Source organism: Pseudomonas sp. SH10-3B (assembly GCF_019891415.1).
In the GTDB taxonomy this organism is placed as follows: Bacteria; Pseudomonadota; Gammaproteobacteria; order Pseudomonadales; family Pseudomonadaceae; genus Aquipseudomonas.
Map to the genome: position 1 here is coordinate 203,220 of NZ_JAFLXD010000006.1, position 24,423 is coordinate 227,642.

The following is a 24,423-nucleotide window of genomic DNA, read 5'->3' on the forward strand; positions in this document are numbered from 1 at the left end:
TGCCTGTGCGGATGGCTGAAAAGTATCAAGTAGCCATCACGGAATGGGAGTTCGCGACTTTGCAGTGCGTCCTTGTCCGGAACGATCGGGGTAACCCTGTGTGCCCAGGTAAAACCTGGCCGGACTCTGATGAATCGGCCGTTCGTCGGCGATCTTTAGGCAAGTGATGGCGAAATGCCAAAGATTCGGCGTCAGCGAATTGGCCTGACGATGGAAGTAGACCCCGAGCGGCCGGGGGAGGGATCCTTGGCCGGGTTGGTATCCTTGCTGCCTGCGACGCTGCATGAGTAAAGCGGGTTGCGTATGTCGATGCCCTGCATCGCGCCAATGATGTCACTGGCGGGCACCGCCGGGCTCAGTAGGTAGCCCTGCACAAAGTCACAGCCATGTTTGAGCAGGAGTTCGAACTGGGCCTGGGTTTCCACGCCTTCGGTCACCACCTGCAGGTGCAGGGTGTGGGCCATGCCAATAATCGCCTGGACGATCTCGATATCGGCTGTCGACTTGGGAATGTCCTGGATAAACGAGCGATCGATTTTCAAGGTGTTGAGCGGCAAGCGCTTGAGGTAGGCGAGGGACGAGTAGCCGGTGCCAAAATCGTCGATGGCCAGCGACACGCCCAGCGAGCGGATTTGTCGCAGCAGGGCGAGGGTGCTGCTGATGTTGCCCATCAAGGCATTTTCGGTCACCTCCAGTTCCAGGCGGTTGGCGCCGATCCCGCTGAAGCGCAGTGCGTCTTCAATCTCATCCGCCAGCTCGTCTCGGGCCAGGTTCAGGGCCGAGCAATTCACCGCCATGGTCAGTTCGGTATAGCCTCGGTCGGAGAGCAGGCTTAAGTCATGGCAGGCCTGGCGCAAGACCCAGTGGTCCAGTTCGGCGATCAGACCGTTGCTTTCTGCAATGCCGATAAACCGGTCGGGGGCCAGCAGCCCATGTTGCGGATGCTGCCAGCGCACCAGGGCTTCCAGGCGCGTGACCTTGCCCAGTTTCATGTCAAAGATCGGTTGGTAGAACAGCACCAGTTGGTTCTGGGCGCGCAGGGCGCTGCGCAGTTCTTCTTCCAATTGCAGTTCGAGAAAGGCGCGGGTCTTCAGGTTGGAGCTGAAGAAGTTCAGGCTGTTACGCCCCGTGTCCTTGGATTGGTACAGCGCCAGGTCGGCGGTCTTGAGCAGCTCTTCGCAGGTCAGGCCATCCTCGGGAAACAGGCTGATGCCGATGCTGGTGGTCATTACCATGCGCCGGCCGGCCAGTTCGATGGGTTCCTTCATCTGCTGCATGATGCGCTGGGCCAGGTGGCGCGCTTCGTCGCGGTGGTGAATGCTGATCAGGATGCAGAACTCGTCGCCGCCAAACCGCGCGACTACATCGGCGTGGCTGCGCACCGAACTCTTGATGTGGCTGGCGAGCACGGTGAGCAACTGGTCGCCGGCATCATGCCCGAGGCTGTCGTTGATGCGCTTGAAGTGGTCGATATCGAGGAAGATCACCGCCATCATGCCGTGGGATGCGGTTTTTTCCGCGAGTTTCTCTGCAAAGATCTGGTTGAAACCCCGGCGATTCAACAGGCTGGTCAGCGCGTCGTAGTGAGCCACCTGCTGCAGCGTGGCGCGGGCCTGGTCCAGTTCGCTGAGCAGCGCATTGACCCGACGCAGGTCACGCTCCTTGTGCTGAAGCTTCTTGTCGGCCAGCGCGGCGCTGATGCTGCTGCCGATCACCAGCAGCGTGATCACCGCGACGGACAGGCCCAGTTGGATAGGGTTGTTGTCCCGGGATAACGAGAGGTCGGCCCCGGTGGGGACTATCAGTTGCATGGCGGCCATGCCGGTAAAGTGCATGCTGATAATCCCTGCGCCCAACACCAGGCTCGCGGCGTATTTGAGCAGTTGATGGAAGACGCCGGCGCCGGTGCGCAGATAGCTCGACAGCAACAATGCGGCCAGGCTGGCGCCAATGGCGATGCCCACCGAGGCGAAGAATAGCCCCTGCTCGAAATACACCTGGGCCTGGGAGCGCATGGCCGACATGCCGACGTAATGCATCAGGGCGATACCGATGCCCATCCATATCGATGCCAGCAAGTACTGGTGAAACCGCAGTTTCGTGTGACTGAGGGTTTGCATGGCGAACAACGAGGCGATCAGGGCGATCACCAGCGAGGCGAACGTCATGATCAGTTCGTAGTGAATCGCGATGGGGGCCTGGAAGGCCAGCATGCTGATGAAGTGAGTGGACCAGATACCTCCCGCCAGGCAACCGGCCCCCAGCCAGCGCCAGTGGCGGCGAGCGGTGGGGTCTTCGACATGGCCGACCCGTTCGGCCATGTCCAGCGTGCCGAAGCCTGCCGCACAGGCGACCAGATAGGCCAGCAGCACCAGGAACGGGTTATGACTGCAATTGAGTAATAAGTGCCCGTTCGCTGGGAGGTCGGTAAAAAAGTGCAGACCTAGCCATTCCATAGCATGTCCTGTCATAGCGTCACGTCACAGCCTAAGGCGATGACCTATGAGGTCGAGTATAGAAGCCTCGCGGGATTTTCCAGTGGGTAATGGCACTTTGCTGTGAATGATTTTGGCATGCCTTGCATAGCAATTAATGCTAAGCGCTGATGGGCAGTTCTAACTCGAACGGCGCTTGTAAGGGCGGCAAGCCAAACGCTGCGCGGGCGGCGTCGCAATCGACGTTCTGCTCGCCCTGGCTCCACGAGGCATCGAATTCTCGGCAGGGGCTTGAGCGTTGCTCATAAATCGAGCAACTCGTGCCTTTGCCGACTTCGCCTTGAAGGCTGCAGCAGCGCGCGGGCTTCTGGTCGGTACCGATCATCGCTACGCGGGACGGATTGATCTGCACCACCAGGTCGTCGGGCACCGTGCCCCCCGATGAAGCGCACTCGCCCCAGAAAAAAGACACACGGAAGTAGGAACAGCAGGCACCGCAACTCAGACACGGACTGGCTTCGGACATGGGCGTCATCGATAAGAAAAGTAAGAGTGGGGGACTACAGGAAGGCTCGCCATTCTAATCCGGTCATGGCCGTTGGGAAGGGGGGCGTGCACTTATATTTTTGTGGGCAAAGTCCCGTGCTGTCGGGTGAAATCATGCCCTATCAGCTTTACGAATCATTACAGACAACCCTGGCTCGCCTGACTATGTTGCAGGTACCGGGCAGGATGCATCGGGCATCGCAGCTCTCATAACAATAAAAGAGACGGACCCATGCAGAACTCGACCCAAGCGGCGAATGCCTGGCGCATTCTGTTCCTGCTGTTCCTGGCCAACCTGTTCAACTTCTTCGACCGCACCATTCCGGCGATCATCATCGAGCCGATCCGCATGGAATGGCACCTGAGCGACTTCCAACTCGGCATCATCGGCACCGCCTTCACTATCGTCTACGCCATCGCCGGCCTGCCGCTGGGGCGTCTGGCCGATACCGGTTCGCGCAGCAAGCTGATGGGCTGGGGCCTGTTCGCGTGGAGCGGGCTGACGGCGGTCAACGGCCTGGTCGGTAGTTTCTGGACTTTTTTACTGGTGCGCATGGGCATCGGTATTGGTGAGGCCAGCTACGCACCGGCCGCCAACTCGCTGATTGGCGACCTGTTCCCGGCGCACCGTCGTGCCCGGGCCATGGGGATTTTCATGCTCGGCCTGCCTTTGGGCCTGTTGCTGGCATTCTTCACCATCGGCTGGATGGTCAAGGCGTTCGACAGCTGGCGCGCGCCGTTTTTTATCGCCGCCGTGCCGGGGCTGATCCTTGCGGTGTTCATGTTCTATATCAAGGAGCCCAAGCGCGGCGCCGCCGAAGCCGTACAAGTCTCCCAGGAGCGCGTCGACCGCCCGATCCGCCGCGTGCTGGCCGTGCCGACCTTCCTGTGGCTGGTGCTGGCCGGCCTGTGCTTCAACTTCGCGACCTATGCCTGCAACTCGTTCCTGGTGCCGATGTTGCAGCGCTATTTCCTCATGCCACTGCAGGATGCGGCGGTCGCCACTGGCGTCATCGTCGGGTTGACCGGCCTGGTGGGCCTGACCCTGGGTGGCTGGATTGCCGACAAGATCCATCAACGTGTTGCCAATGGCCGACTTTTGTTTGCAGCATGCAGCCTGATCATCTCCACCGTTACCACCGCCTGGGCCTTGCATGCCGGGCGCGTCGAGATCGGCGTGTTTGTAGCGCTGTTCAGTGTGGGCTGGTTGTTTGCGTATAACTTCTACACCTGTGTATACACGGCGATCCAGGACGTGGTTGAGCCTCGCCTGCGGGCCACGGCGATGGCGTTGTTCTTTGCCGGTTTGTACTTGCTGGGCGGGGGCATGGGGCCGATCGTGGTGGGCGGGTTGTCCGACCATTTTGCCCATTCGGCGATGTATGCGGCGGGGGCGGAGCAGATGACCGAGGCTTACAAGGCGGTTGGGCTGCACGACGCCATGTATCTGATTCCGGTGGCGTTGTTCCTGACCATGTTGTTCTTGTTTCAGGCGTCGCGCAGTTTTGTGCGCGATGCCAAGCGGATGAAGGAGGGATTGGTGGCTGTTGAGGTGCCGGCTGGGGCGGCGACGGCTTGAAATTGCGGTGACTCCATCGGGAGCAAGCCCCCTCCCACAGTTGACCGAGTTGTCATGTCGACCATTGATCAATGTGGGAGGGGGCTTGCCCCCGATGAGGCCCACAAAGCCAAAGCTGTTCTCAAGTAAATAAAAAAGGCCCGCAGTGCGCGGGCCTCTATTAACAGGGCAGGGCGGTAATCAACCGGCCACCAACACCCGAATCGCCTCCAGTCGCAGCGCCGCCTTATCCAGCATGGCCAAGCCTTGCTCGCGTTGGTTGCGCAGGGCGACCAATTCGCTGTCACGTACGGTCGGGTTGACCGCTTGCAAGGCGGTCAGGCGTGCCAGTTCTTCGTCGGTGTCTGCCGCCAGGCGACGTTTGGCCTCGGCCACACGTTCAGCATGACGCGGCGTGATCTTCTCTTCACCGGCGTTGATTCGCGGTGTGAGTTGATCGCGCTGGGCCTGCACGAACTTGTTGGCGCTGGCCCGTGGCACGCTTTCCAGCTGGTCGTTCAAGGTTTCGAACGAGACGCGGCCGGACAGGTCGTTGCCATTGGCATCCAGCAGGCAGCGCAGCGCCGCTGGCGGCAGGTAACGGCCCAGTTGCAGTGCGCGCGGCGCGACCACTTCGCTGACGTAGAGCAGTTCGAGCAACACGGTGCCCGGCTTGAGCGCCTTGTTCTTGATCAGCGCCACGGCGGTGTTGCCCATGGAGCCAGACAGCACCAAGTCCATGCCGCCCTGCACCATCGGGTGTTCCCAGGTGATGAACTGCATGTCCTCACGGGACAGCGCCTGGTTACGGTCGTAGGTGATGGTCACGCCCTCGTCGTCGCCCAGGGGGAAGCTGGCGTCGAGCATCTTCTCGCTTGGCTTGAGGATCAGCGCGTTTTCCGAATGGTCTTCGCTGTCGATGCCGAATGCGTCGAACAGGGTTTCCATGTAGATCGGCAGGGCGAACTGGTCGTCTTGCTCGAGAATGTCCTCCACCAGTGCATCGCCTTCACCGGCGCCACCGGAGTTGAGCTCCAGCAAGCGGTCGCGGCCGGTGTGCAGTTCCTGTTCCAGACGCTCGCGCTCGGCACGGGCCTCGTCGATCAGGGCTTGCCACTCGCTGTCGTCGGCGTTTTCCAGCAGCGGCAGCAGGCGCGGGCCGAACTGATGCTGCAAGGCGTTGCCGGTCGGGCAGGTGTTGAGGAACGCGTTCAGCGCTTCGTGGTACCACTGGAACAGGCGCTGTTGCGGGCTGGTTTCCAGGTACGGCACGTGCAGTTCGATCACATGCTTCTGGCCGATCCGGTCCAGACGGCCGATCCGCTGTTCCAGCAGGTCGGGGTGGGACGGCAGGTCGAACAGCACCAGGTGGTGGGAGAACTGGAAGTTGCGGCCTTCACTGCCGATTTCCGAGCAGATCAGCACCTGGGCGCCGAATTCTTCATCGGCAAAGTACGCGGCGGCGCGGTCACGCTCGAGGATGTTCATGCCCTCGTGGAACACCGTGGCCGGGATGCCGGAGCGCACGCGCAGGGCGTCTTCCAGGTCCATGGCGGTTTCGGCATGGGCGCAGATCACCAGGACCTTGGTGCGCTTGAGCATTTTCAGCTGGTCGATCAGCCACTCGACGCGCGGGTCGAAGCGCCACCAGCGGTTTTCTTCGTCGACGTCCGGCTGCGACTGGAAGCTGACTTCCGGGTACAGCTCGGCGTGTTCGCCCAGCGGCAGCTCCAGGTATTCGTCCGGGTTCGGCAGCGGGTAGGCGTGCAGCTTACGTTCCGGGAAGCCTTGTACGGCGGCACGGGTGTTACGGAACAGCACGCGGCCGGTGCCGTGGCGGTCGAGCAGCTCACGCACCAGGCGTGCGCTGGCTTCGGCGTCGCCATCGTTGACGGCGGCCAGCAGCGCTTCGCCTTCGTTGCCGAGGAAACCCTGGATAGTCTTGTGCGCGGCAGGCGACAGGCGGCCCTTGTCCAGCAGTTCCTGCACGGCTTCGGCTACCGGGCGATAGTTCTCGCTTTCGGCGCGGAAGGCGTGCAGGTCGTGGAAACGGTTCGGGTCCAGCAGGCGCAGGCGCGCGAAGTGGCTGTCCTGGCCCAGCTGTTCCGGGGTGGCGGTGAGCAGCAGCACGCCGGGAATCACTTCGGCAAGTTGCTCGACCAGCGCGTATTCCGGGCTGGCTTTTTCTTCATGCCAGACCAGGTGGTGAGCTTCGTCGACCACCATCAGGTCCCAGCCGGCAGCGAACAGCGCGTCCTGGGCCTTCTCATCGTCCACCAGCCACTCCAGCGCGACCAGGGCCAGCTGGGTGTCTTCGAACGGGTTGGCGGCATCGCTTTCGATAAAGCGTTCTTCGTCGAACAGCGCCACTTGCAGGTTGAAGCGCCGGCGCATTTCTACCAGCCACTGGTGCTGCAGGTTTTCCGGTACCAGGATCAGTACGCGGCTGGCGCGGCCCGACAGCAGCTGGCGATGAATCACCAGGCCGGCTTCGATGGTCTTGCCCAGGCCCACTTCGTCGGCCAGCAAAACCCGTGGCGCGATACGGTCAGCGACTTCACGGGCGATATGCAATTGGTGGGCAATAGGTTGCGCACGCACGCCGCCCAGGCCCCACAGCGAAGATTGCAACTGGCGGCTGGTGTGTTCCAGGGTGTGATAGCGCAGCGAGAACCAGGCCAGCGGGTCGATCTGCCCGGCGAACAGACGGTCGCTGGCCAGGCGGAACTGGATAAAGTTGGAGAGCTGGGTTTCCGGCAGGGTGACCTGCTCGTGCTGCCCATTGAGGCCGTGGTAGACCAGCAGGCCGTCGACGTCGTCGACTTCCTGTACGGTCATTTTCCAGCCTTCGAAATGGGTGATGGTGTCACCCGGCGAGAACCTCACGCGAGTGAGGGGCGCATTCCGTAGCGCATACTGGCGGGTGTCGCCAGTGGCCGGATAGAGCACGGTCAACAAGCGGCCGTCCTGTGCCAGAACGGTGCCTAACCCCAGCTCTGCTTCGCTGTCACTAATCCAGCGTTGCCCCGGTTGATACTGCTGCGCCATGCTGCCTGACTCCCGCCGTGAAAAAGCCGACTATGTTAACGGAACAAGGCCCCACGCCCAAGGACTCTGACAAAAACTACTCCGTTTGAGTGGCGGGGCGAGCGCTGAATCGACGGGTGGCGGGCACTTGTGAGTGTCGACTGGGTCACAGGTTGGCGAGCCTGCGCTCAAGTCGCCCTGCAACCCGCCGAAAGCCTGTTGATCAGGAGAATAATCACTATGCTGCCACCCATGCTGCCCGTCAGCGTTGTGCCGGTTACGTCACAACTCGATCCGGTACGTCAGAAGCCGGATATACCGCCCGTGGTACCTGTGCAAGCGGGCTCCAACGAAAGCACCATCGACCTGAAAAAAGGCGATGCCGAGCAGTCGACCTTATTGCTGCGCGAGGAACAACGCCGTCAGCAGGAACAACAGAAACGCCGGCGCGAAGCCGATGAGGACCCCGATCAACACTTGGCGATCCCCGGCGACCTGCTCAATGCCGACAACACCGTACCGGTTGTGCCGCTGATCGAAGACGCGCCGCGCCAGGGTTTGTGGGTGGACGTCGAGGTTTAACCGCGCAGTTCCTCCAGGGCCGCGATCAGCAACTCGATGTCGCGCTCGTTGTTGAAGGGGCTGACGGAGATCCGCGCAATACTGGTCAGGCCACGGGCCTGCATATCCAGTGGGGTGTAGCCCACACCGTTGGCGCCGATATTGATCCGCTTCAATCCCAGGCACCGTTTAAGTTCGAAGGCGTCCCAGCCGGCGAGGTTGAAGGCGATCAAGCCTGATTGAAGCGTGCCCAGGTCATGCAGCGACACGCCGGGAATCCCACGCAATGCTTCGCGGATTCGCCTGCTGGTTTGCGTGACCCTTTCCCACACACGCTCGATCCCCAACTGATTCATCTCCTGCAGCGCATTGCCCAGGCCCGCCAACAGGGCAAAGGACGCCTCACTGGTTTCAAAGCGCCGGGCGTCGTTGCGCAGGTCGAAACCGTCGGCGCTCCACGGGGCGGAAAACACGTCGCGTTGGGCGGGGTTCAGGTGCTGGAGGAATTCCGGCCGCACATACAGCAGCGCCGTCCCTCGCGGCCCGCGCAGATGCTTGCGACCGGCCGATTTGAGTACATCGCACTGCAACGCCTGCACATCCACCGGTACCTGGCCGACTGCTTGGCCAGCGTCGATAAAGTAGGCGATCCCGTGACGCCTGGCCACTTCGCCGATGGCCTGGGCGGGGTTGATCAGGCCGCCGTTGGCAGGAAGCCAGGTGAGGTCGATCAGCTTTACGTTTGCGTCGATCATGGCTTCCAGCGCCACGGGGCAGACCGCGCCGCTGGCATCGCACGGGATGACTTCCACCCGTGCGCCGGCCTGCACCGCCAACGCCATGCTTGCCAGATTGCCGCCCCATTCGTGGCGCCCTACCAGAATGCGCTCGCCCGGCTGCCAAGAGCCCAGGGCCTGGAACGCCATGCTCCAGGCGGTCGAGCCGCTGCTGGCAAAGGCAATCGACGGGGTGGGCGCATTGAGCAACTGCGCGGCCGCGCGGCGGGCTTTTTCTACCAGCAACGCGCCATGCTCGCCGGCTTCCATCGGGCCGTCGCGGGCTTCGCGTTGTAGTTGGTCGATGATGGCGTCAAGGGTCGCCTGGCTCGGCAAGGAGGCACCGGCAGAGTTGAAGTGCACGATGCCCGATTGGCAGCCGGGAGTGCCCTCGCGCAGATGTTGCACTTGCAGCGGGCTCACGGCTGCAACTCGAAGATCGCGTCAACCTCCACCGCCACGCCGGCCGGCAGACTTGAAACGCCCACTGCCGTGCGCACATGCCGGCCTTTTTCGCCGAGGGCATTCACCAGCAGGTTGGACGCCCCATTGGCCACCGCGCCCTGGCGCTGGAACTCGCCGCTGCTGGCGATAAACACCCCCAGGCGCAGGATGCGCACCAGGCGCGACAGGTCATCACCCAGGGCATCGCTCAATTGTGCGAGCAAGCCCAGTGCGGCCAGTTCCGCGGCCTGGACACCGTCTTCCTCGCTGAGGGATTCGCCGAGGCGGCCGACATAGGCGGGCTTGCCGTCTATCAGGGGGATTTGCCCGGAGATAAACAGCTGGTTCTGGCTGACCACATGGTTGATGTAGTTGGCAATCGGCTGGCTGGGAGGCGGCAGCGTCAGGCCAAGGGCTTGCACGCGGTGGCGCAGGGAGTCGCTCATGATGAATCCTCTCGGGTCAGGAGGTTTCAGCATGTGAGGCGGGGGGATTTCCGGCAAACGGATAGATCTCATCCGACGTATCGAAATAACTCACGTGTCGTTGCAGATGTCCTTCAACCACTCGCTGAAACACCGTGCGGCGTCGCTGGCAGGGCCTTGCGGCGCAATCAACCAGTAGCCTATTTCGCTGTGATAAGGCGGCCAATCGAAGGCTTCCACCAGGCTGCCGTCATTGAGCCGGCGTTGGATCAGGCGGTGACGGCCCATGGCAATGCCCTGGCCGGCCACAGCGGCTTCGACCACGATGTTGTAGTCGTGGAGCATGACGCGAGGGTGGTGCTTGAGGTCGACTTGATAATGCTGCGACCAATCCGTCCATTCAAAGGGCCGGTGCGAAGTCGCCATCAACAGTGCACCGTTGTGCAGTTGGCTGTCCTTGAATGCCGGGCTGCACACCGGAGAGATCACCTCCGGCATCAGTCGCGTGGCCTGCACGTCGGGCCAGTCGCCTTTGCCGTAGCGAATGGCCAGGTCGACTTCGGCACCTGCGACGTTTGCCAGTTGAATCGCCGGCAGCAATTCCACCTGGATATGCGGATAGCGATTGAGAAAACCCGCCAGTCGCGGCGCCAACCACAAGGTGGCGAACGACGCCAGCAGGCCGACACGTAACACCGTGGCGCTGGGCGCTCCCCGTTGGGCGCGGGTCGCGACGGCAATGGCGTCAAGGGCGGGGCGGATTTCATCGTAGTACTGCTGGCCGTCTGCGGTCAGATCGATCGCGCGGGTGCGTCGGATAAACAGCGGTTTACCCAGATGCTGTTCGAGCTTCTGCACCTGATGGCTCAGGGCGCTCTGGGTCACCGACAATTCCTGCGCAGCCTTGATAAAGCTCAAGTGCCGGGCCACGGCTTCAAAGGCGCGCAGGGCCAGCAACGGCGGAAGATCCTTATGCAGTGCCACCTGAATGCGCGTCCTGGAGTGGTTGGAAAGTGCCGATTTTGGGCGACGGCCTGCCTTTTGTCGCGGGTTGATTTGCCGTCGGGCGCAGGAGCCCGCATTATTGAACCCTACTCGCCACGACGTAAGCCAAGCCATGAGTGATGACGACAAGCTGATCGACCTGAATGCCGAACGCGCCAAGCGGGTGCATGACCTTAATGACAAGCGCCTGAATGAAGTGCGCCAGGCGTTTGAACAGGCGATGCCTTTAGGCAAAGCCAAGAAAAAATCAAAGAACAAACCCAAAAAGCGTTAAAACGACCTGCATCTATTGATGCAGGTCAGTTATTCCCCTTCTTTACGCCCCGTTGCGGGCGACATTGATCCCCGTCAATTTTTCAATCCGCCTTCTCCATTAACTTAGCCCTATCGCAACAAGGCAAGTGCAGGAGGCCGGTCATGTTTATCGATAATGTGGTATTCGCCGGAGTGCTGACTGTAAGCCTCATGGTGCTGTTTTTTGTAGGGTTTGGATTTTTTATCTGGAAAGACGCGAACAAGCGTAAAAAACCTTAGGTCTTTCCGGGTTACATGAGCACGCAAGGCATTTTGGGCGACTTCGGTCGCCTTTTTTTTTGCCTGGTATTTAATGATGTCGGTTAATTCTGATGCATAAAAAAGGTGCGGTCCTCACAGAGGCCACACCTTTTTTTCAGCGCCTGGCTATCAACTGCCCAGTGCCTTGGAGGCCAGCCAGAACAAGCCGGCCGACAGGCCCACGGTCGCAGGCAGCGTCAACACCCAAGCCATCAGGATGGTCTTGACCGTGCCGCCTTGCAGGCCGCTTTTGTTGGCGACCATGGTACCCGCCACGCCGGAAGACAGTACGTGGGTGGTGGAGACCGGCAGGGCGAAGATATTGGCGAAGCCAATCATGGTGGCGGTGGTGATCTGTGCCGACATGCCCTGGGCATAGGTCATGCCTTGCTTGCCGATCTTCTCACCGATAGTCAGTACCACACGCTTCCAACCCACCATGGTGCCCAGGCCCAGGGCCAGTGCGACTGCGAGGATCACCCAGAACGGTGCGTACTCGGTGGTGGCGGTCAGGTCTTTGCGCAGCTTGTCGAGGTCAGACTTCTCACGCGCATCAAGGCCTGGCAGCTTGCCGACTTTCTTTGCGGTGTCGTCCAGGCAGAGCAGGTAGCGGCGAACTTCGATACGTTGATCGGCGTTCAGGGAGTGGTAGTCGGAGACACCTTTCAAGGTGCTGACGAGCGCATTGATGGTGGGCTCGGTCTGCTGCGGGTTGCACTGGAACTTGCCTGGCAGATCGTCTTTCACGCTTTTGCCCAGTGCCAGGAATTCGCCGAGCGTGGCGTTGTTACGCTCGTAGAACTGGCTCAAATGCACGGTAGCGTCGCGGGTGCGCTCGATCTGGTAGGTGGTGCTGCCCAGGTCGAGTACGAACTGCGCGGGCACGATACCGATCAGCACCAGCATGATCAGGCCGATACCTTTCTGACCATCGTTGGAACCGTGCACGAAACTCACGGCCATGGCGGAAATCACCAGGACCAGGCGGTTCCAGAACGGCGGGTGCTTCTTGTCATCGAGCTTGCGGCGCTGGTCCGGGGTCTTGTGCATCTTTGACAGCGGACGCCACCATTTCAGGCCGAGCAGCACCAGGGCTGCGACCAGGAAACCGGCCATTGGCGAGAACACCAGGGAGGCACCGATATCGACGGCCTTCTGCCAGTTCACACCGTCAGCCAAGGGGATGTCGTTGATCAGGGCATTGGCCAGGCCGACACCGAGGATCGAACCGATCAGCGTGTGGGAGCTGGAGGCGGGGATACCGAAGTACCAGGTGCCCAGGTTCCAGGTGATCGCCGCAGCTAACAACGAGAAGACCATGGCCAAACCATGACCGGTGTTCACATTGATCAGCAACTCCACCGGCAGTAAGTGCACGATGGCGTAGGCGACACCGACACCGCCGAGCAGCACGCCGAGGAAGTTGAACACCCCGGAGAAGAACACGGCCAGATGCGGCGGCATGGCTTTGGTATAGATGACTGTGGCCACCGCGTTAGCGGTGTCATGAAAGCCATTGATGAACTCGAAGGCGAGGACAAAGGCCAGGGCGAGCAATAGGCTCACTAGAACCCAAGCATCCAGTCCGCTGAATAAATCGATCATGAAGGTTTTCTGACCCGGTCGTAAGGGGGCGCGATTATGCCAGAAAACCTCGGTAATCGATGCACTAGCTGCTCATCGGTAACAATCTTCATTGAGTCTCCCTGGGCGAAAGCGAGCGATCCCAGGGTTTTCGGGGCTTTGGCAAGTCTTTGATTTATAAAGTACAGGGCCAAAAAGACAGGGTTTTGTCACCACATCGTCATGCCTGAAACATTTGTATGAAATTTTACAGGCGATGGTGGGATGCAGGGCCGCTGGAGGCTGGCTAAGTGACAGCATTCCAGGCAAGGCCCTGGGCTCAACCCGAAGCGCTTATGGCTCTTCGGCTTTGAGTTCCTGTTCAATCTTTTGGATTTCCTGGGCAAATGCCTGGTCGAGCAGGCTGGCTCGCTTGCGCCATGGTTTGCGTTCAGGTTCAGGCTGGGCGGCGTAGGTGGTGACTTCCCCGCCGTAAACGTCCTTGTAACGTTGCTCCTGGCGCTCAAGTTCCGCGCGCAGTTCATCTTTCGTCACATTGTTACCTAATTGAGTTGAGTGTAAGTACGTTGCAGTGTTGTGCCTGAATGCCGCCCTCAGGTTATTTCAAGTGAACCCATGAAATGTTCAAGTTTGAAATAAAACGAGAGACCACTGTTGTGGCAGTCATTCCAGGCAGGTAGTTGCGACCGTCCATGCACGGCCTGTGCATGGCCTGGCGAGCTCTGCTCCCGATAACTAAACCGGGCTGACCTCCGCACAGGGTGCATTATAGCGGCGCATTTGAATAACACTATCGGCATAAAGTTAAAAAGCGTCAACTTTGTGTGAGTGTTTTGTTACGCGGATGCGTCGGTATTTGCTGAAATATTGGCGTCATCAATTCAACAAGGGATCGCGCTATTAAATGAGCGCCTTAACATTGACGGGCCAGGTGATTGTGAGAACGGCACTCGGGGGCGGCAGCAAATTGCGATAATCGCATGATTGTCCGATAATCGCCCGATGTTGCCGGGCCTGCCTTGTGCATCACGGCCGGCGCGGCTTGTAATAGCAACCCCATTCCCAGTGGTTGACAATAAAAGAAAGGAACCTGGCATGAACGATCAATTGCGCAACTCTTTCGCGTCAGTGGCGCCTCCGATCGTTGCCTCGCCGGCCAAGCGTATCCAGGCGTTTACCGGTGACCCCGACTTCATGACCTCCCTGGCCCGCGGCCTGGCCGTGGTGCAGGCGTTCCAGGAACGCAAGCGCCACCTCACCATCGCCCAGATCAGCCACCGCACCGAGATCCCCCGCGCCGCCGTACGCCGCTGCCTGCATACCCTGATCAAACTCGGCTACGCCACCACCGATGGGCGCACCTATTCATTGCTGCCCAAGGTCCTGACCCTCGGCCATGCCTACCTGTCCTCCACGCCATTGGCGGTCTCGGCCCAGCCTTACCTGGACCGCATGAGCGAGCAACTCCACGAAGCCTGCAACATGGCCACCCTTGAAGGCGATGACATCCTCTACATTGCCCGTTCGGCCACCACCCAGCGCCTGATTTCGGTGGACCTGTCGGTAGGCGGGCGCTTGCCGGCGTATTGCACCTCCATGGGCCGCATCCTGCTCGCTGCACTGGACGATGCCTCGCTGCAGGACTACCTCGACCACGCCGACCTGCAAACCAAGACCAGCCGCACCCTCACCACCCCTGAAGCCTTGTTCGAATGCCTGCAGCAAGTCAGGCAGCAGGGCTGGTGCATCGTTGACCAGGAGCTGGAGCAGGGTCTGCGCGCCATCGCCGTGCCGGTGTATGACGCGTCCGGCCAGGTGCTGGCGGCGATCAACGTCAGCACCCACGCTGGACGGGTCAGCCGCAGCGAGCTGGAGCAGCGTTTCCTGCCGAGCATGCTCAGTGCCAGCCGTGAGTTGAGTGCGCAGCTGTTTGCCTAAGGTGTTCGGTGACCGCACAGATCCCCGCTTGATGAATTGACGATGTTTCCCCCGGCTTATTACTGTGCGGCAGCGCTCTTGAGGGCGCGCCAATAATAATGACGGCCACAGGCCGTTGGCCCGCCATCGGTGTGGAATAAGAATAATGAATCAACCTTCTGTCGGCACGACCCTGGACGTCCAGTCCTTCATCAACACCCAGCCACTGTCCCGTTATCAGTGGCGCGTGGTGATCCTGTGTTTCCTCATCGTCTTCCTCGATGGCCTCGACACCGCCGCCATGGGCTTTATCGCGCCTGCGCTGTCCCAGGATTGGGGTATCGACCGCGCCAGCCTTGGTCCGGTGATGAGCGCTGCGTTGATCGGCATGGTGTTCGGCGCCCTGGGTTCCGGGCCGCTGGCTGACCGTTTCGGGCGCAAGGTGGTACTGGTCGGCGCGGTGCTGGTGTTTGGTGCTTTCAGCCTGGCCTCGGCCTACAGCAGCAATGTCGACCAATTGTTGGTGCTGCGCTTCCTCACCGGCCTGGGCCTGGGCGCCGGCATGCCGAACGCCACGACCTTGCTCTCTGAATACACCCCCGAGCGTCACAAATCGCTGCTGGTGACCAGCATGTTCTGTGGTTTCAACCTGGGCATGGCCGGTGGCGGGTTTATCTCGGCCAAGCTGATCCCGGCGTTCGGCTGGCATAGCCTGCTGTTGATCGGCGGCATCCTGCCATTGATCCTCGCAGTGGTACTGCTGGTGTGGCTGCCGGAGTCGGCGCGTTATCTGGTGGTGCGCAACCGCGGCACCGACAAGGTGCGCAAAACCCTGTCGCCCATACAGCCCACTATTGTTGCCCAGGCCACTGCCTTCAGCGTGCCCGAACAAAAAACCGTCAAGGCGCGCAACGTGTTCGCGGTGATTTTCTCGGGCACCTACAGCGCCGGCACCTTGCTGCTGTGGCTGACGTACTTCATGGGCCTGGTGATCGTGTACTTGCTGACCAGTTGGCTGCCGACCCTGATGCGTGACAGCGGTGCCAGCATGGAGCAGGCCGCCTTCATCGGCGCGTTGTTCCAGTTTGGTGGCGTATTGAGCGCCGTCGGCGTGGGATGGGCGATGGACCGGTTCAATCCCCACAAGGTCATCGGCACCTTCTACCTACTGGCCGGGGTGTTTGCCTACGCGGTGGGGCAGAGCCTGGGCAATATCACCCTATTGGCCACCTTGGTGCTGGTCGCCGGGATGTGCGTCAACGGTGCGCAATCGGCGATGCCATCGCTGGCCGCACGTTTCTACCCGACCCAGGGCCGCGCCACTGGCGTGTCATGGATGCTCGGTATCGGTCGCTTCGGGGCGATCCTCGGCGCGTGGATGGGTGCCACCTTGCTGGGCCTGGGCTGGAACTTCGAGCAGGTGCTTACGGCCTTGGTGATACCGGCCGCTCTGGCCACGGCTGCCGTTGTCATCAAGGGCATGGTCAGCCATGCGGATGCCACCTGAGATCAATCGATAGCCTGCCAACAATTAGTTCGATAATCGAACACTGAGTCGATTATCGGATTGTTTGGCCCATTTCCCCGGCTTAATCTTCAAGCACTTCGGCGCCGCCTCTGCGCCTTTTTCGATCCACACCGGGAGCTCAACCCCATGGCTGAAATTCTCACCCTGCGTGATGCGGTCAAGCGCTTCGTGAACGACGGCGATACCGTCGCCCTCGAAGGCTTTACCCACTTGATCCCTACGGCCGCAGGTCATGAAATCATTCGTCAGGGCAAGAAAGACCTGACGCTGGTGCGTATGACGCCTGACCTGATCTACGACCAGTTGATCGGTGCAGGGTGTGCCCGCAAGCTGATTTTCTCCTGGGGCGGCAACCCGGGCGTAGGCTCCCTGCATCGCCTGCGTGACGCGGTCGAGAAGCAATGGCCGCAACCGCTGGAAATTGAAGAACACAGCCACGCCGACCTGGCCAATGCCTACGTCGCCGGTGCATCGGGCCTGCCCTTCGCGGTGCTGCGCGCCTACGCCGGTTCTGACTTGCCCAAGGTCAACCCACTGATCAAGACCGTCACGTGCCCGTTCACCGGTGAAGTGCTGGCAGCGGTGCCGTCGGTGCGTCCGGACATCACCGTGATCCACGCGCAAAAGGCTGATCGCAAGGGCAACGTGCTGCTCTGGGGCATCCTTGGCGTGCAGAAGGAAGCGGCCCTGGCGGCCAAGCGCTGCATCGTCACCGTGGAAGAAATCGTCGATGACCTCAACGCGCCGATGAACAGCTGCGTGTTGCCGACCTGGGCCCTGACTGCGGTGTGCCATGTACCCGGTGGTGCGCATCCGTCCTACGCCCACGGCTACAACGAGCGCGATAACCGCTTCTACCAAGCGTGGGACCCAATCGCCCGCGACCGTGAGACGTTTACCGCCTGGATCAACGAATACATCCACGGCACTGCCGATTTCAGTGAATTCCAGGCCAAGCTGACCACACAGCAGGAGGCCAAGTGATGGCTTACTCGACCAATGAAATGATGACCGTCGCCGCTGCGCGCCGCCTCAAGAACGGCTCCGTCTGCTTTGTGGGCATCGGCCTGCCGTCCAAGGCCGCCAACCTGGCGCGTCTGACTTCGTCGCCGGATGTGGTGTTGATCTACGAGTCCGGCCCGATTGGCGCCAAGCCCAACGTATTGCCGCTGTCGATTGGTGATGGCGAGCTGGCGGAAACCGCCGACACCGTGGTGCCGACCGGTGAGATCTTTCGCTACTGGCTGCAGGGCGGGCGTATCGACGTGGGTTTCCTCGGCGCCGCCCAGGTCGACCGCTTCGGCAACATCAACACCACCGTGGTCGGTGATTATCACCAGCCCAAGGTACGCCTGCCCGGTGCCGGTGGCGCGCCGGAAATCGCCGGCTCGGCCAAAAGCGTGCTGATCATCCTCAAGCAGTCGTCCCGTTCGTTTGTCGACAAACTGGACTTCATCACCTCGGTCGGCCACGGCGAAGGTGGCGATTCGCGCAAACGCCTGGGTCTGCCGGGTGCCGGTCCTGTCGGAATTATTACCGACCTGTGCATCATGGAGCCGGAAGAGGGCACCCATGAATTCGTGGTCACCGCCCTGCACCCTGGCGTGACTCGCGAACAAGTCGTGGCTGCCACCGGTTGGGCGATTCGCTTTGCCGACCAGGTCAGCACCACCGCCGAACCGACCGAGGTCGAGTTGACCGCCCTGCGTGACCTCGAAGCACGCACGGCCGCCGCCCACGGCCAAGCACCGGGAGAAGCCTGATGCGCGAGGTATTTATCTGCGATGCCATTCGCACCCCCATCGGCCGCTTTGGCGGTGGCCTGTCCACCGTGCGCGCCGATGACCTGGCGGCCTTGCCGATCAAGGCGCTGATCGAACGCAACCCGTCGGTGGACTGGAGTGCCGTCGACGAGGTGTTCCTCGGCTGCGCCAACCAGGCCGGTGAAGACAACCGCAACGTCGCCCGCATGGCGCTGTTGCTGGCGGGTCTGCCGGAAAGCATTCCTGGCGTCACCCTCAACCGCCTGTGCGCCTCGGGCATGGATGCGATCGGCACCGCCTTTCGCGCTATCGCCAGCGGCGAAATGGAGCTGGCGATTGCCGGTGGCGTCGAGTCGATGTCTCGTGCCCCGTTCGTGATGGGCAAGGCGGATGCGGCGTTTTCGCGCAACATGAAGCTGGAAGACACCACCATCGGCTGGCGTTTTATCAATCCGTTGATGAAGGCCCAGTACGGCGTGGACGCCATGCCACAGACCGCCGATAACGTCGCCGACGACTACCAGGTTTCACGCGCTGACCAGGACGCCTTTGCCCTGCGCAGCCAGCAACGCACCGCCGCCGCCCAGGCTGCGGGGTTCTTCGCTGAAGAAATCGTACCGGTACGGGTCGCCCATAAAAAAGGCGAAACCGTGGTGGAGCACGATGAGCACCCCAGGGACACCACCCTCGAAGCCCTGGCCAAACTCAAGCCGGTCAACGGCCCGGACAAAACCGTCACCGCCGGCAATGCCTCAGGTGTGAATGACGGCGCGGCCGCGCTGATCCTGGCGTCTGCCGAAGCGGTGAAAAAACACGGCCTGACTGCCCGCGCCCGCGTATTGGGCATGGCCAGCGCAGGTGTCGCGCCACGGGTGATGGGCATCGGCCCGGTACCGGCGGTGCGCAAGCTGGTGGAACGCCTGGGCCTGGCCGTGACTGACTTCGATGTGATCGAACTCAACGAAGCCTTCGCCAGCCAAGGCCTGGCGGTGTTGCGTGAACTGGGCATCGCCGACGACGCACCTCAAGTGAACCCGAACGGCGGCGCCATCGCGCTCGGCCACCCGTTGGGTATGAGCGGTGCGCGTCTGGTACTGACAGCCCTGCATCAGTTGGAAAAAACCGGCGGCCGTAAAGGCCTGGCGACCATGTGCGTGGGCGTCGGCCAAGGCCTGGCCCTGGCGATTGAACGCATCTAATAAGAAGAGGACTGCTCCATGAGTGACAAGCCCGGTTACCGGCGCCCGCAAGCGGGTACTCAACCTGATTACCTGCACCCGGCCTACCAGTCGACGAACCTGCGTTCGCCGTCCAAGCCGCTGGTGTTCCTGCCCCATTCCTTGTCGGAAATCACCGGCCCGACCATCGGCGCCGAGCGAGTCAGCGAGAAGGATAATGACCTCACCGCACAACACGACGGTGAGCCGCAAGGCGAGCGCATCATCATTCACGGCCGCGTGCTGGATGAAAACGGCCTGCCGGTGCCGGGCATCCTCGTGGAGATCTGGCAGGCCAACGCCGCCGGTCGCTACAACCACAAGCGCGACCTGCACGATGCGCCGTTGGACCCGAACTTCACCGGCACCGGGCGCACCGTCACCGACGCCGATGGCTGGTACCAGTTCCAGACCATCAAGCCCGGTGCCTACCCGTGGGGCAACCACCACAACGCGTGGCGCCCGGCGCATATCCACTTTTCGTTGTTCGGCCCGAGCGTGCTGACGCGCCTGGTGACGCAGATGTATTTCCCCGGCGACCCGCTGCTGGAATACGACCCGATCTACAACTGCGTACCGGATACCAGCGCCAAGGAACGCCTGATCGCACGTTTCGACCTGGAAAAGACCATTCCTTCCTATGCCCTCGGCTACCGCTGGGACATCGTCCTGCGCGGCCGCGACGCCACGCCGATGGAGAAATGAGATGACACTTAACGCGACCACGTCCCACACCGTCGGGCCGTACTACCACATCGGCCTGACCTGGCTGAACCGCGAAGATTTGACCGTCGCCGCCACCCTCGGTGAGCGCGTGGCGATCAGCGGGCAAGTGGTGGACGGCAACGGTGATGTTGTCAACGACGCCATGCTTGAAGTCTGGCAGGCCAATGCCGCCGGCAAGTACGACCACCCTGAAGATGAGCAGGACAAGGCGCTGGACCCGAACTTCGAAGGCTTCGGCCGGGTGCCGGTGGATGCCGAAGGGCGCTTCCGCTTTACCACGATCAAGCCGGGCAGCGTGCCGGGCCTGCAAGGCACGACCCAGGCGCCGCATTTGGTGGTTTTGGTGTTTGCCCGTGGCTTGGTGAAGCACCTGCTGACGCGGATTTATTTTGACGGCGAGGCGTTGAATGGGGATGACCCGCTGCTGGCCTGTGTGCCTGCCGAGCGGCGGGACACTTTGATTGCCAAGCCGGATGCGGCTGGGGTGCACCAGTGGAATGTGATTTTGCAGGGGACAGATAAGGAGACGGTGTTCTTCGATTATTGAGTCGCTTGTCAGGGCCCCATCGGGGCAAGCCCCCTCCCACATTTGATAGGCGGCGCGGTCAAAATGGGGGAGGGGGCTTGCCCCCGATGGGGCCGGTTCAGGCACTGCCTACGCAAAAGTCTGCTTGCGGAACATGGTTGTTGCAAAGTATGTCTAGGCTATAACCGTTCCCACTGAGTGAAAAAACCATGACAACAACCACCAGTCACTACACCGGAGAAGAGCGCAGCAAACGGATCTTTGCGATTGTCGGTGCCTCCTCCGGCAACCTGGTCGAATGGTTCGACTTCTACGTCTATGCCTTCTGCGCCATTTACTTCGCCCCGGCGTTTTTCCCGTCGGATGACCCCACGGTCCAACTGCTCAACACGGCTGGCGTGTTCGCCGCCGGCTTCCTGATGCGCCCCATCGGTGGCTGGCTGTTCGGCCGCGTAGCCGATAAGCACGGGCGTAAGAACTCGATGATGATCTCGGTGCTGATGATGTGCGCCGGCTCCCTGGTCATCGCCTTTTTGCCCACCTACAAAGACATCGGCGCCTGGGCCCCGGCCCTGCTGCTGGTGGCGCGGCTGTTCCAGGGCCTGTCGGTGGGCGGCGAATATGGCACCACCGCGACCTACATGAGTGAAGTCGCGCTCAAGGGCCAGCGTGGGTTTTTCGCCTCGTTCCAATACGTCACCCTGATCGGCGGCCAACTGTTGGCCGTGCTGGTGGTGGTGATCCTGCAACAGCTGCTCACCGAAGAAGAATTGCGCGCCTGGGGCTGGCGGATTCCGTTCGTGATCGGTGCGATTGCGGCGGTGATCTCCTTGTTGCTGCGCCGTACCCTCAAGGAAACCACCAGCAAGGAAATACGTGAAGACAAGGACGCCGGCAGCATCGTCGCGCTGTTTCGCGACCACGGCAAAGCGTTCGTTACGGTGCTCGGCTACACCGCCGGTGGCTCGCTGATTTTCTACACCTTCACCACTTACATGCAAAAGTACCTGGTGAACACCGTGGGCATGCACGCCAAGACGTCGAGCTACATCATGACCGGCGCACTGTTCCTCTACATGTGCATGCAGCCGCTCTTCGGTATGTTGGCGGACAAGATCGGCCGACGTAATTCGATGCTCTGGTTCGCAGGCCTTGGCACCCTGTTCACCGTGCCGATCCTGCTGACCTTGAAAACCGTCACCAGCCCGTTCCTGGCGTTTGTACTGATCACCCTGGCCCTGGCGATTGTCAGCTTCTACACCTCCATCAGCGGGCTGGTCAAAGCGGAGATGTTCCCGCCTCAGGTGCGCGCTTTGGGCGTGGGGCTGGCGTATGCGGTGGCCAACGCGGTGTTTGGTGGTTCGGCGGAAGTCGTCGCGCTGAGCCTGAAATCCATCGGCATGGAAAACACCTTCTATTGGTACGTCACCGCGATGATGGCGGTGGCCTTCCTGTTCAGCTTGCGCCTGCCGAAACAGGCGGCGTACCTGCATCACGATTTGTAAGGGATGAGTTATGACACTGCGCACGAGCAATCAACTGTTCGACGCTTACTTCACTGCTGACAGCATGGCCGAGGTGTTCTGCGACCAGGGACGCTTGCAGGGCATGCTCGATTTCGAAGCCGCACTCGCCCGTGCCGAGGCTCAGGTCGGGTTGATCCCACAGGCGGCTGTGGCGCCGATTGCCCAGGCGTGCCTGGCGTCGCTGTACGACGTCGATGCCCTCGGCGTGGCGATTGCCACGGCAGGGAATTCGGCGATTCCGCTGGTGAAGGCGCTGGGCAAGTTGATTGCCAGTGAGGATGCCGGGGCCGAGCGCTATGTGCACTTGGGCGCGACCAGCCAGGATGTGATGGACACCGGACTGGTGCTGCAAGTGCGGCGGGCGCTGGGGTTGATCGAAACAGACCTGGCGCGTCTGGGCGACGTGTTGGCCGCCCAGGCCCAGCGTTATGCGACGACACCGTTGGCCGGGCGTACCTGGTTGCAGCACGCGACGCCGGTCACCCTGGGGATGAAGATTGCCGGTTGGCTGGGCGCGGTGACGCGCAGTCGCCAGCGCTTGCAAGAACTGAAACCGCGTTTGCTGGTACTGCAATTCGGCGGCGCGTCCGGGACGTTGGCGGCACTCGGCGAACACGCCATGCCAGTGGCTGAGGCGCTGGCGGCGGAATTGCAACTGACCTTGCCCGAACAACCCTGGCATACCCAACGCGATCGACTGGTGGAGTTCGCCTCCGTCCTGGGCCTGATCGCCGGCAGCCTCGGCAAACTGGGCCGCGATATCAGCCTGCTGATGCAAACCGAAGCGGCCGAAGTCTTCGAGCCGTCGGCGCCTGGCAAAGGCGGTTCGTCGACCATGCCCCACAAACGCAACCCGGTGGGCGCCGCAGTGCTGATCAGTACCGCCACGCGCGTGCCCGGCCTGGTGGCGACGATGTTCAGCGCCATGCCCCAGGAACACGAACGCAGCCTGGGCCTGTGGCATGCCGAATGGGAAACCTTGCCGGAGATTTGCCGCCTGGTGTCCGGCGCCTTGAAACACGCGCTGCTGGTGAGCGAAGGGTTGGAAGTCGACCCCGGGCGCATGGCGCACAACCTCGACCTGACCCAAGGGCTGGTGCTGGCCGAGGCGGTCAGCATCGTGCTGGCCCAGCGCCTGGGCCGAGAAACTGCGCATCACTTGCTGGAACAATCCTGCAAACGTGCCGTTGCAGAAGGGCGCCACTTGCGCGCTGTGCTGGCGGACGAACCGCAGGTCACCGCCGAGTTGTCCGCCACCGAGTTGGACCGCCTGCTCGACCCGGCCCACTACCTGGGCCAGGCGCCCGCCTGGGTCACGCGCGCTGTCACCGAACACTTTGCATTGACCGCCTAAGGAGAACGCTGTGGCTTTTGTACAACTCGCCGAGGGCGAACTGCATTACCAACTCGATGGTCCCGTGGATGCGCCGGTGCTGGTGCTGTCCAACTCATTGGGCACCGACCTGCATATGTGGGACATCCAGATTCCGGCCTTCATCGAGCATTTCCGGGTGTTGCGTTTCGACACCCGTGGCCACGGCAAATCCCTGGTGACTGAGGGCCCCTACAGCATCGAGCAACTGGGTCACGACGTGATCGCACTGCTGGATGCGCTGGATATCCAGCGCGCGCATTTCTGCGGACTGTCCATGGGCGGTTTGATCGGCCAATGGCTGGGGATTAACGCCGCTGAGCGCCTGCACCGTCTGGTGCTGTGCAACACCGCCGCCAAAATCGGCACGCCGGAGATCTGGAACCCACGGATCGAGATGGTCCTGCGCGACGGCGCGGCCGCCATGGTGGCCTTGCGCGATGCATCAATTGCGCGTTGGTTCACCGCGGACTTTGCGGCGGCCAACCCGCACCAGGCCAGGCAGATCACCGACATGCTTGCCGCGACGTCGCCCCCAGGTTACGCGGCCAACTGCGCCGCCGTGCGGGATGCGGATTTCCGTCAGCAGGTGTCGAAGATCAAGGCGCCAACCCTGGTGATTGCCGGCACTGAAGATGCTGTCACCCCACCGGCCGGCAGTCACTTTATCCAGCAGCATGTGCAGGGCGCCGAGTACGCCGAGTTCTATGCCGCGCACCTGTCCAACGTACAGGCGGGCGCCGCATTCAGTGACCGGGTTATCAAATTTCTGCTGGCCCGCTGAGGCCGCTGTTGTGGCAACTGGCTTGTTATGGCAAGCGGGCTTCCTGTGGCGAGCGGACTTGCCCCGCGTTGGGCTGCGAAGCAGCCCCAATACGGACGCCGAATTATTTCAGACAGACCGTGGCGCCTGATTTGGGGCCGCTTCGCGC

General features: G+C 61.5%; 22 protein-coding genes. 14 read left to right on the forward strand and 8 right to left on the reverse strand.

Features of this window, described 5'->3' with window-relative positions; translation table 11 throughout:
- Positions 1–191: 191 nt before the first annotated feature.
- Together J1G35_RS07480 and J1G35_RS07485 are read right to left on the reverse strand one after the other, a co-directional pair.
- The gene (locus J1G35_RS07480; RefSeq protein WP_223014314.1) at positions 192–2,456 is read right to left on the reverse strand and encodes a bifunctional diguanylate cyclase/phosphodiesterase; all 2,265 of its coding nucleotides are present in this window, start codon (positions 2,454–2,456) and stop codon (positions 192–194) included.
- 139 nt (positions 2,457–2,595) lie between these two features.
- Complete coding sequence (locus J1G35_RS07485; RefSeq protein ID WP_223014316.1) at positions 2,596–2,961, reverse strand: YkgJ family cysteine cluster protein; 366 nt, start codon at positions 2,959–2,961, stop codon at positions 2,596–2,598.
- 252 nt (positions 2,962–3,213) lie between these two features.
- On the opposite strand from J1G35_RS07485, the gene J1G35_RS07490 reads away from it, so the two are divergent.
- The gene (locus J1G35_RS07490; RefSeq protein WP_053137086.1) at positions 3,214–4,560 is read left to right on the forward strand and encodes an MFS transporter; all 1,347 of its coding nucleotides are present in this window, start codon (positions 3,214–3,216) and stop codon (positions 4,558–4,560) included.
- Between the two features lie 180 nt (positions 4,561–4,740).
- Here the strand turns inward: J1G35_RS07490 and rapA are convergent, their stop codons facing one another.
- The gene (gene rapA / locus J1G35_RS07495; protein WP_053137083.1) at positions 4,741–7,587 is read right to left on the reverse strand and encodes an RNA polymerase-associated protein RapA; all 2,847 of its coding nucleotides are present in this window, start codon (positions 7,585–7,587) and stop codon (positions 4,741–4,743) included.
- A 219-nt stretch (positions 7,588–7,806) separates the two neighbouring features.
- On the opposite strand from rapA, the gene J1G35_RS07500 reads away from it, so the two are divergent.
- The gene (locus J1G35_RS07500; protein WP_027604414.1) at positions 7,807–8,148 is read left to right on the forward strand and encodes a hypothetical protein; all 342 of its coding nucleotides are present in this window, start codon (positions 7,807–7,809) and stop codon (positions 8,146–8,148) included.
- Here the strand turns inward: J1G35_RS07500 and J1G35_RS07505 are convergent.
- The 3 genes from J1G35_RS07505 to J1G35_RS07515 form a co-directional block, all read right to left on the reverse strand.
- Positions 8,145–9,326, reverse strand: a complete 1,182-nt coding sequence (locus J1G35_RS07505; RefSeq protein ID WP_223014318.1) for an aminotransferase class V-fold PLP-dependent enzyme — start codon at positions 9,324–9,326, stop codon at positions 8,145–8,147. The genes J1G35_RS07500 and J1G35_RS07505 overlap by 4 nt on opposite strands.
- On the reverse strand, positions 9,323–9,793 hold the full coding sequence (locus tag J1G35_RS07510; protein ID WP_053137076.1) for a RidA family protein: 471 nt from the start codon (positions 9,791–9,793) through the stop codon (positions 9,323–9,325). Before J1G35_RS07510 ends, J1G35_RS07505 begins: the two co-directional genes overlap by 4 nt.
- Before the next feature lie 90 nt (positions 9,794–9,883).
- Positions 9,884–10,756: a LysR substrate-binding domain-containing protein gene (locus J1G35_RS07515; protein WP_223014320.1), complete on the reverse strand. Its 873-nt coding sequence runs from the start codon at positions 10,754–10,756 to the stop codon at positions 9,884–9,886.
- Positions 10,757–10,760: 4 nt separating this feature from the next.
- Here J1G35_RS07515 and J1G35_RS07520 point away from each other — a divergent pair, with 4 nt between their 5' ends.
- Together J1G35_RS07520 and ccoM are read left to right on the forward strand one after the other, a co-directional pair.
- Positions 10,761–11,051: a hypothetical protein gene (locus J1G35_RS07520; protein ID WP_156338292.1), complete on the forward strand. Its 291-nt coding sequence runs from the start codon at positions 10,761–10,763 to the stop codon at positions 11,049–11,051.
- Between the two features lie 143 nt (positions 11,052–11,194).
- A complete protein-coding gene (ccoM, locus tag J1G35_RS31175; RefSeq protein WP_017530457.1) occupies positions 11,195–11,311 on the forward strand; it encodes a cytochrome c oxidase subunit CcoM in 117 nt (38 codons plus the stop codon).
- A gap of 150 nt (positions 11,312–11,461) precedes the next feature.
- On the opposite strand, the gene J1G35_RS07525 is transcribed toward ccoM, so the two are convergent.
- Positions 11,462–12,937: an inorganic phosphate transporter gene (locus J1G35_RS07525; RefSeq protein ID WP_053137070.1), complete on the reverse strand. Its 1,476-nt coding sequence runs from the start codon at positions 12,935–12,937 to the stop codon at positions 11,462–11,464.
- A 312-nt stretch (positions 12,938–13,249) separates the two neighbouring features.
- Entirely contained in the window at positions 13,250–13,450 is a 201-nt protein-coding gene (locus tag J1G35_RS07530; protein WP_003172389.1) for a hypothetical protein, read from the reverse strand.
- 561 nt (positions 13,451–14,011) lie between these two features.
- Here J1G35_RS07530 and pcaR point away from each other — a divergent pair.
- From pcaR to pcaD, 10 genes are all read left to right on the forward strand, one after another.
- Complete coding sequence (gene pcaR / locus J1G35_RS07535; protein ID WP_053137067.1) at positions 14,012–14,854, forward strand: pca regulon transcriptional regulator PcaR; 843 nt, start codon at positions 14,012–14,014, stop codon at positions 14,852–14,854.
- 145 nt (positions 14,855–14,999) lie between these two features.
- Positions 15,000–16,340, forward strand: coding sequence for an MFS transporter (locus J1G35_RS07540; RefSeq protein WP_053137064.1), 1,341 nt, complete (start codon positions 15,000–15,002; stop codon positions 16,338–16,340).
- Positions 16,341–16,487: 147 nt separating this feature from the next.
- A complete protein-coding gene (locus J1G35_RS07545) occupies positions 16,488–17,345 on the forward strand; it encodes a CoA transferase subunit A (protein WP_053137059.1) in 858 nt (285 codons plus the stop codon).
- The gene (locus J1G35_RS07550; RefSeq protein ID WP_172681513.1) at positions 17,342–18,124 is read left to right on the forward strand and encodes a CoA-transferase subunit beta; all 783 of its coding nucleotides are present in this window, start codon (positions 17,342–17,344) and stop codon (positions 18,122–18,124) included. Before J1G35_RS07545 ends, J1G35_RS07550 begins: the two co-directional genes overlap by 4 nt.
- Entirely contained in the window at positions 18,121–19,323 is a 1,203-nt protein-coding gene (pcaF, locus tag J1G35_RS07555) for a 3-oxoadipyl-CoA thiolase (RefSeq protein WP_172681515.1), read from the forward strand. Before J1G35_RS07550 ends, pcaF begins: the two co-directional genes overlap by 4 nt.
- Positions 19,324–19,341: 18 nt before the next feature.
- Positions 19,342–20,046, forward strand: coding sequence for a protocatechuate 3,4-dioxygenase subunit beta (gene pcaH / locus J1G35_RS07560; RefSeq protein ID WP_053137049.1), 705 nt, complete (start codon positions 19,342–19,344; stop codon positions 20,044–20,046).
- A 1-nt stretch (position 20,047) separates the two neighbouring features.
- Positions 20,048–20,614 (forward strand): protocatechuate 3,4-dioxygenase subunit alpha, encoded by a 567-nt coding sequence (gene pcaG / locus J1G35_RS07565; protein ID WP_223014321.1) that lies wholly within the window; start codon positions 20,048–20,050, stop codon positions 20,612–20,614.
- 188 nt (positions 20,615–20,802) lie between these two features.
- Positions 20,803–22,098 carry an MFS family transporter gene (locus J1G35_RS07570; protein WP_053137043.1) on the forward strand — a complete coding sequence of 432 codons (1,296 nt, stop codon included), beginning with the start codon at positions 20,803–20,805 and terminating at the stop codon, positions 22,096–22,098.
- Between the two features lie 10 nt (positions 22,099–22,108).
- Positions 22,109–23,473, forward strand: coding sequence for a 3-carboxy-cis,cis-muconate cycloisomerase (locus J1G35_RS07575; protein WP_223014324.1), 1,365 nt, complete (start codon positions 22,109–22,111; stop codon positions 23,471–23,473).
- Positions 23,474–23,483: 10 nt separating this feature from the next.
- On the forward strand, positions 23,484–24,275 hold the full coding sequence (pcaD, locus tag J1G35_RS07580) for a 3-oxoadipate enol-lactonase (RefSeq protein ID WP_223014326.1): 792 nt from the start codon (positions 23,484–23,486) through the stop codon (positions 24,273–24,275).
- Positions 24,276–24,423: the final 148 nt, after the last annotated feature.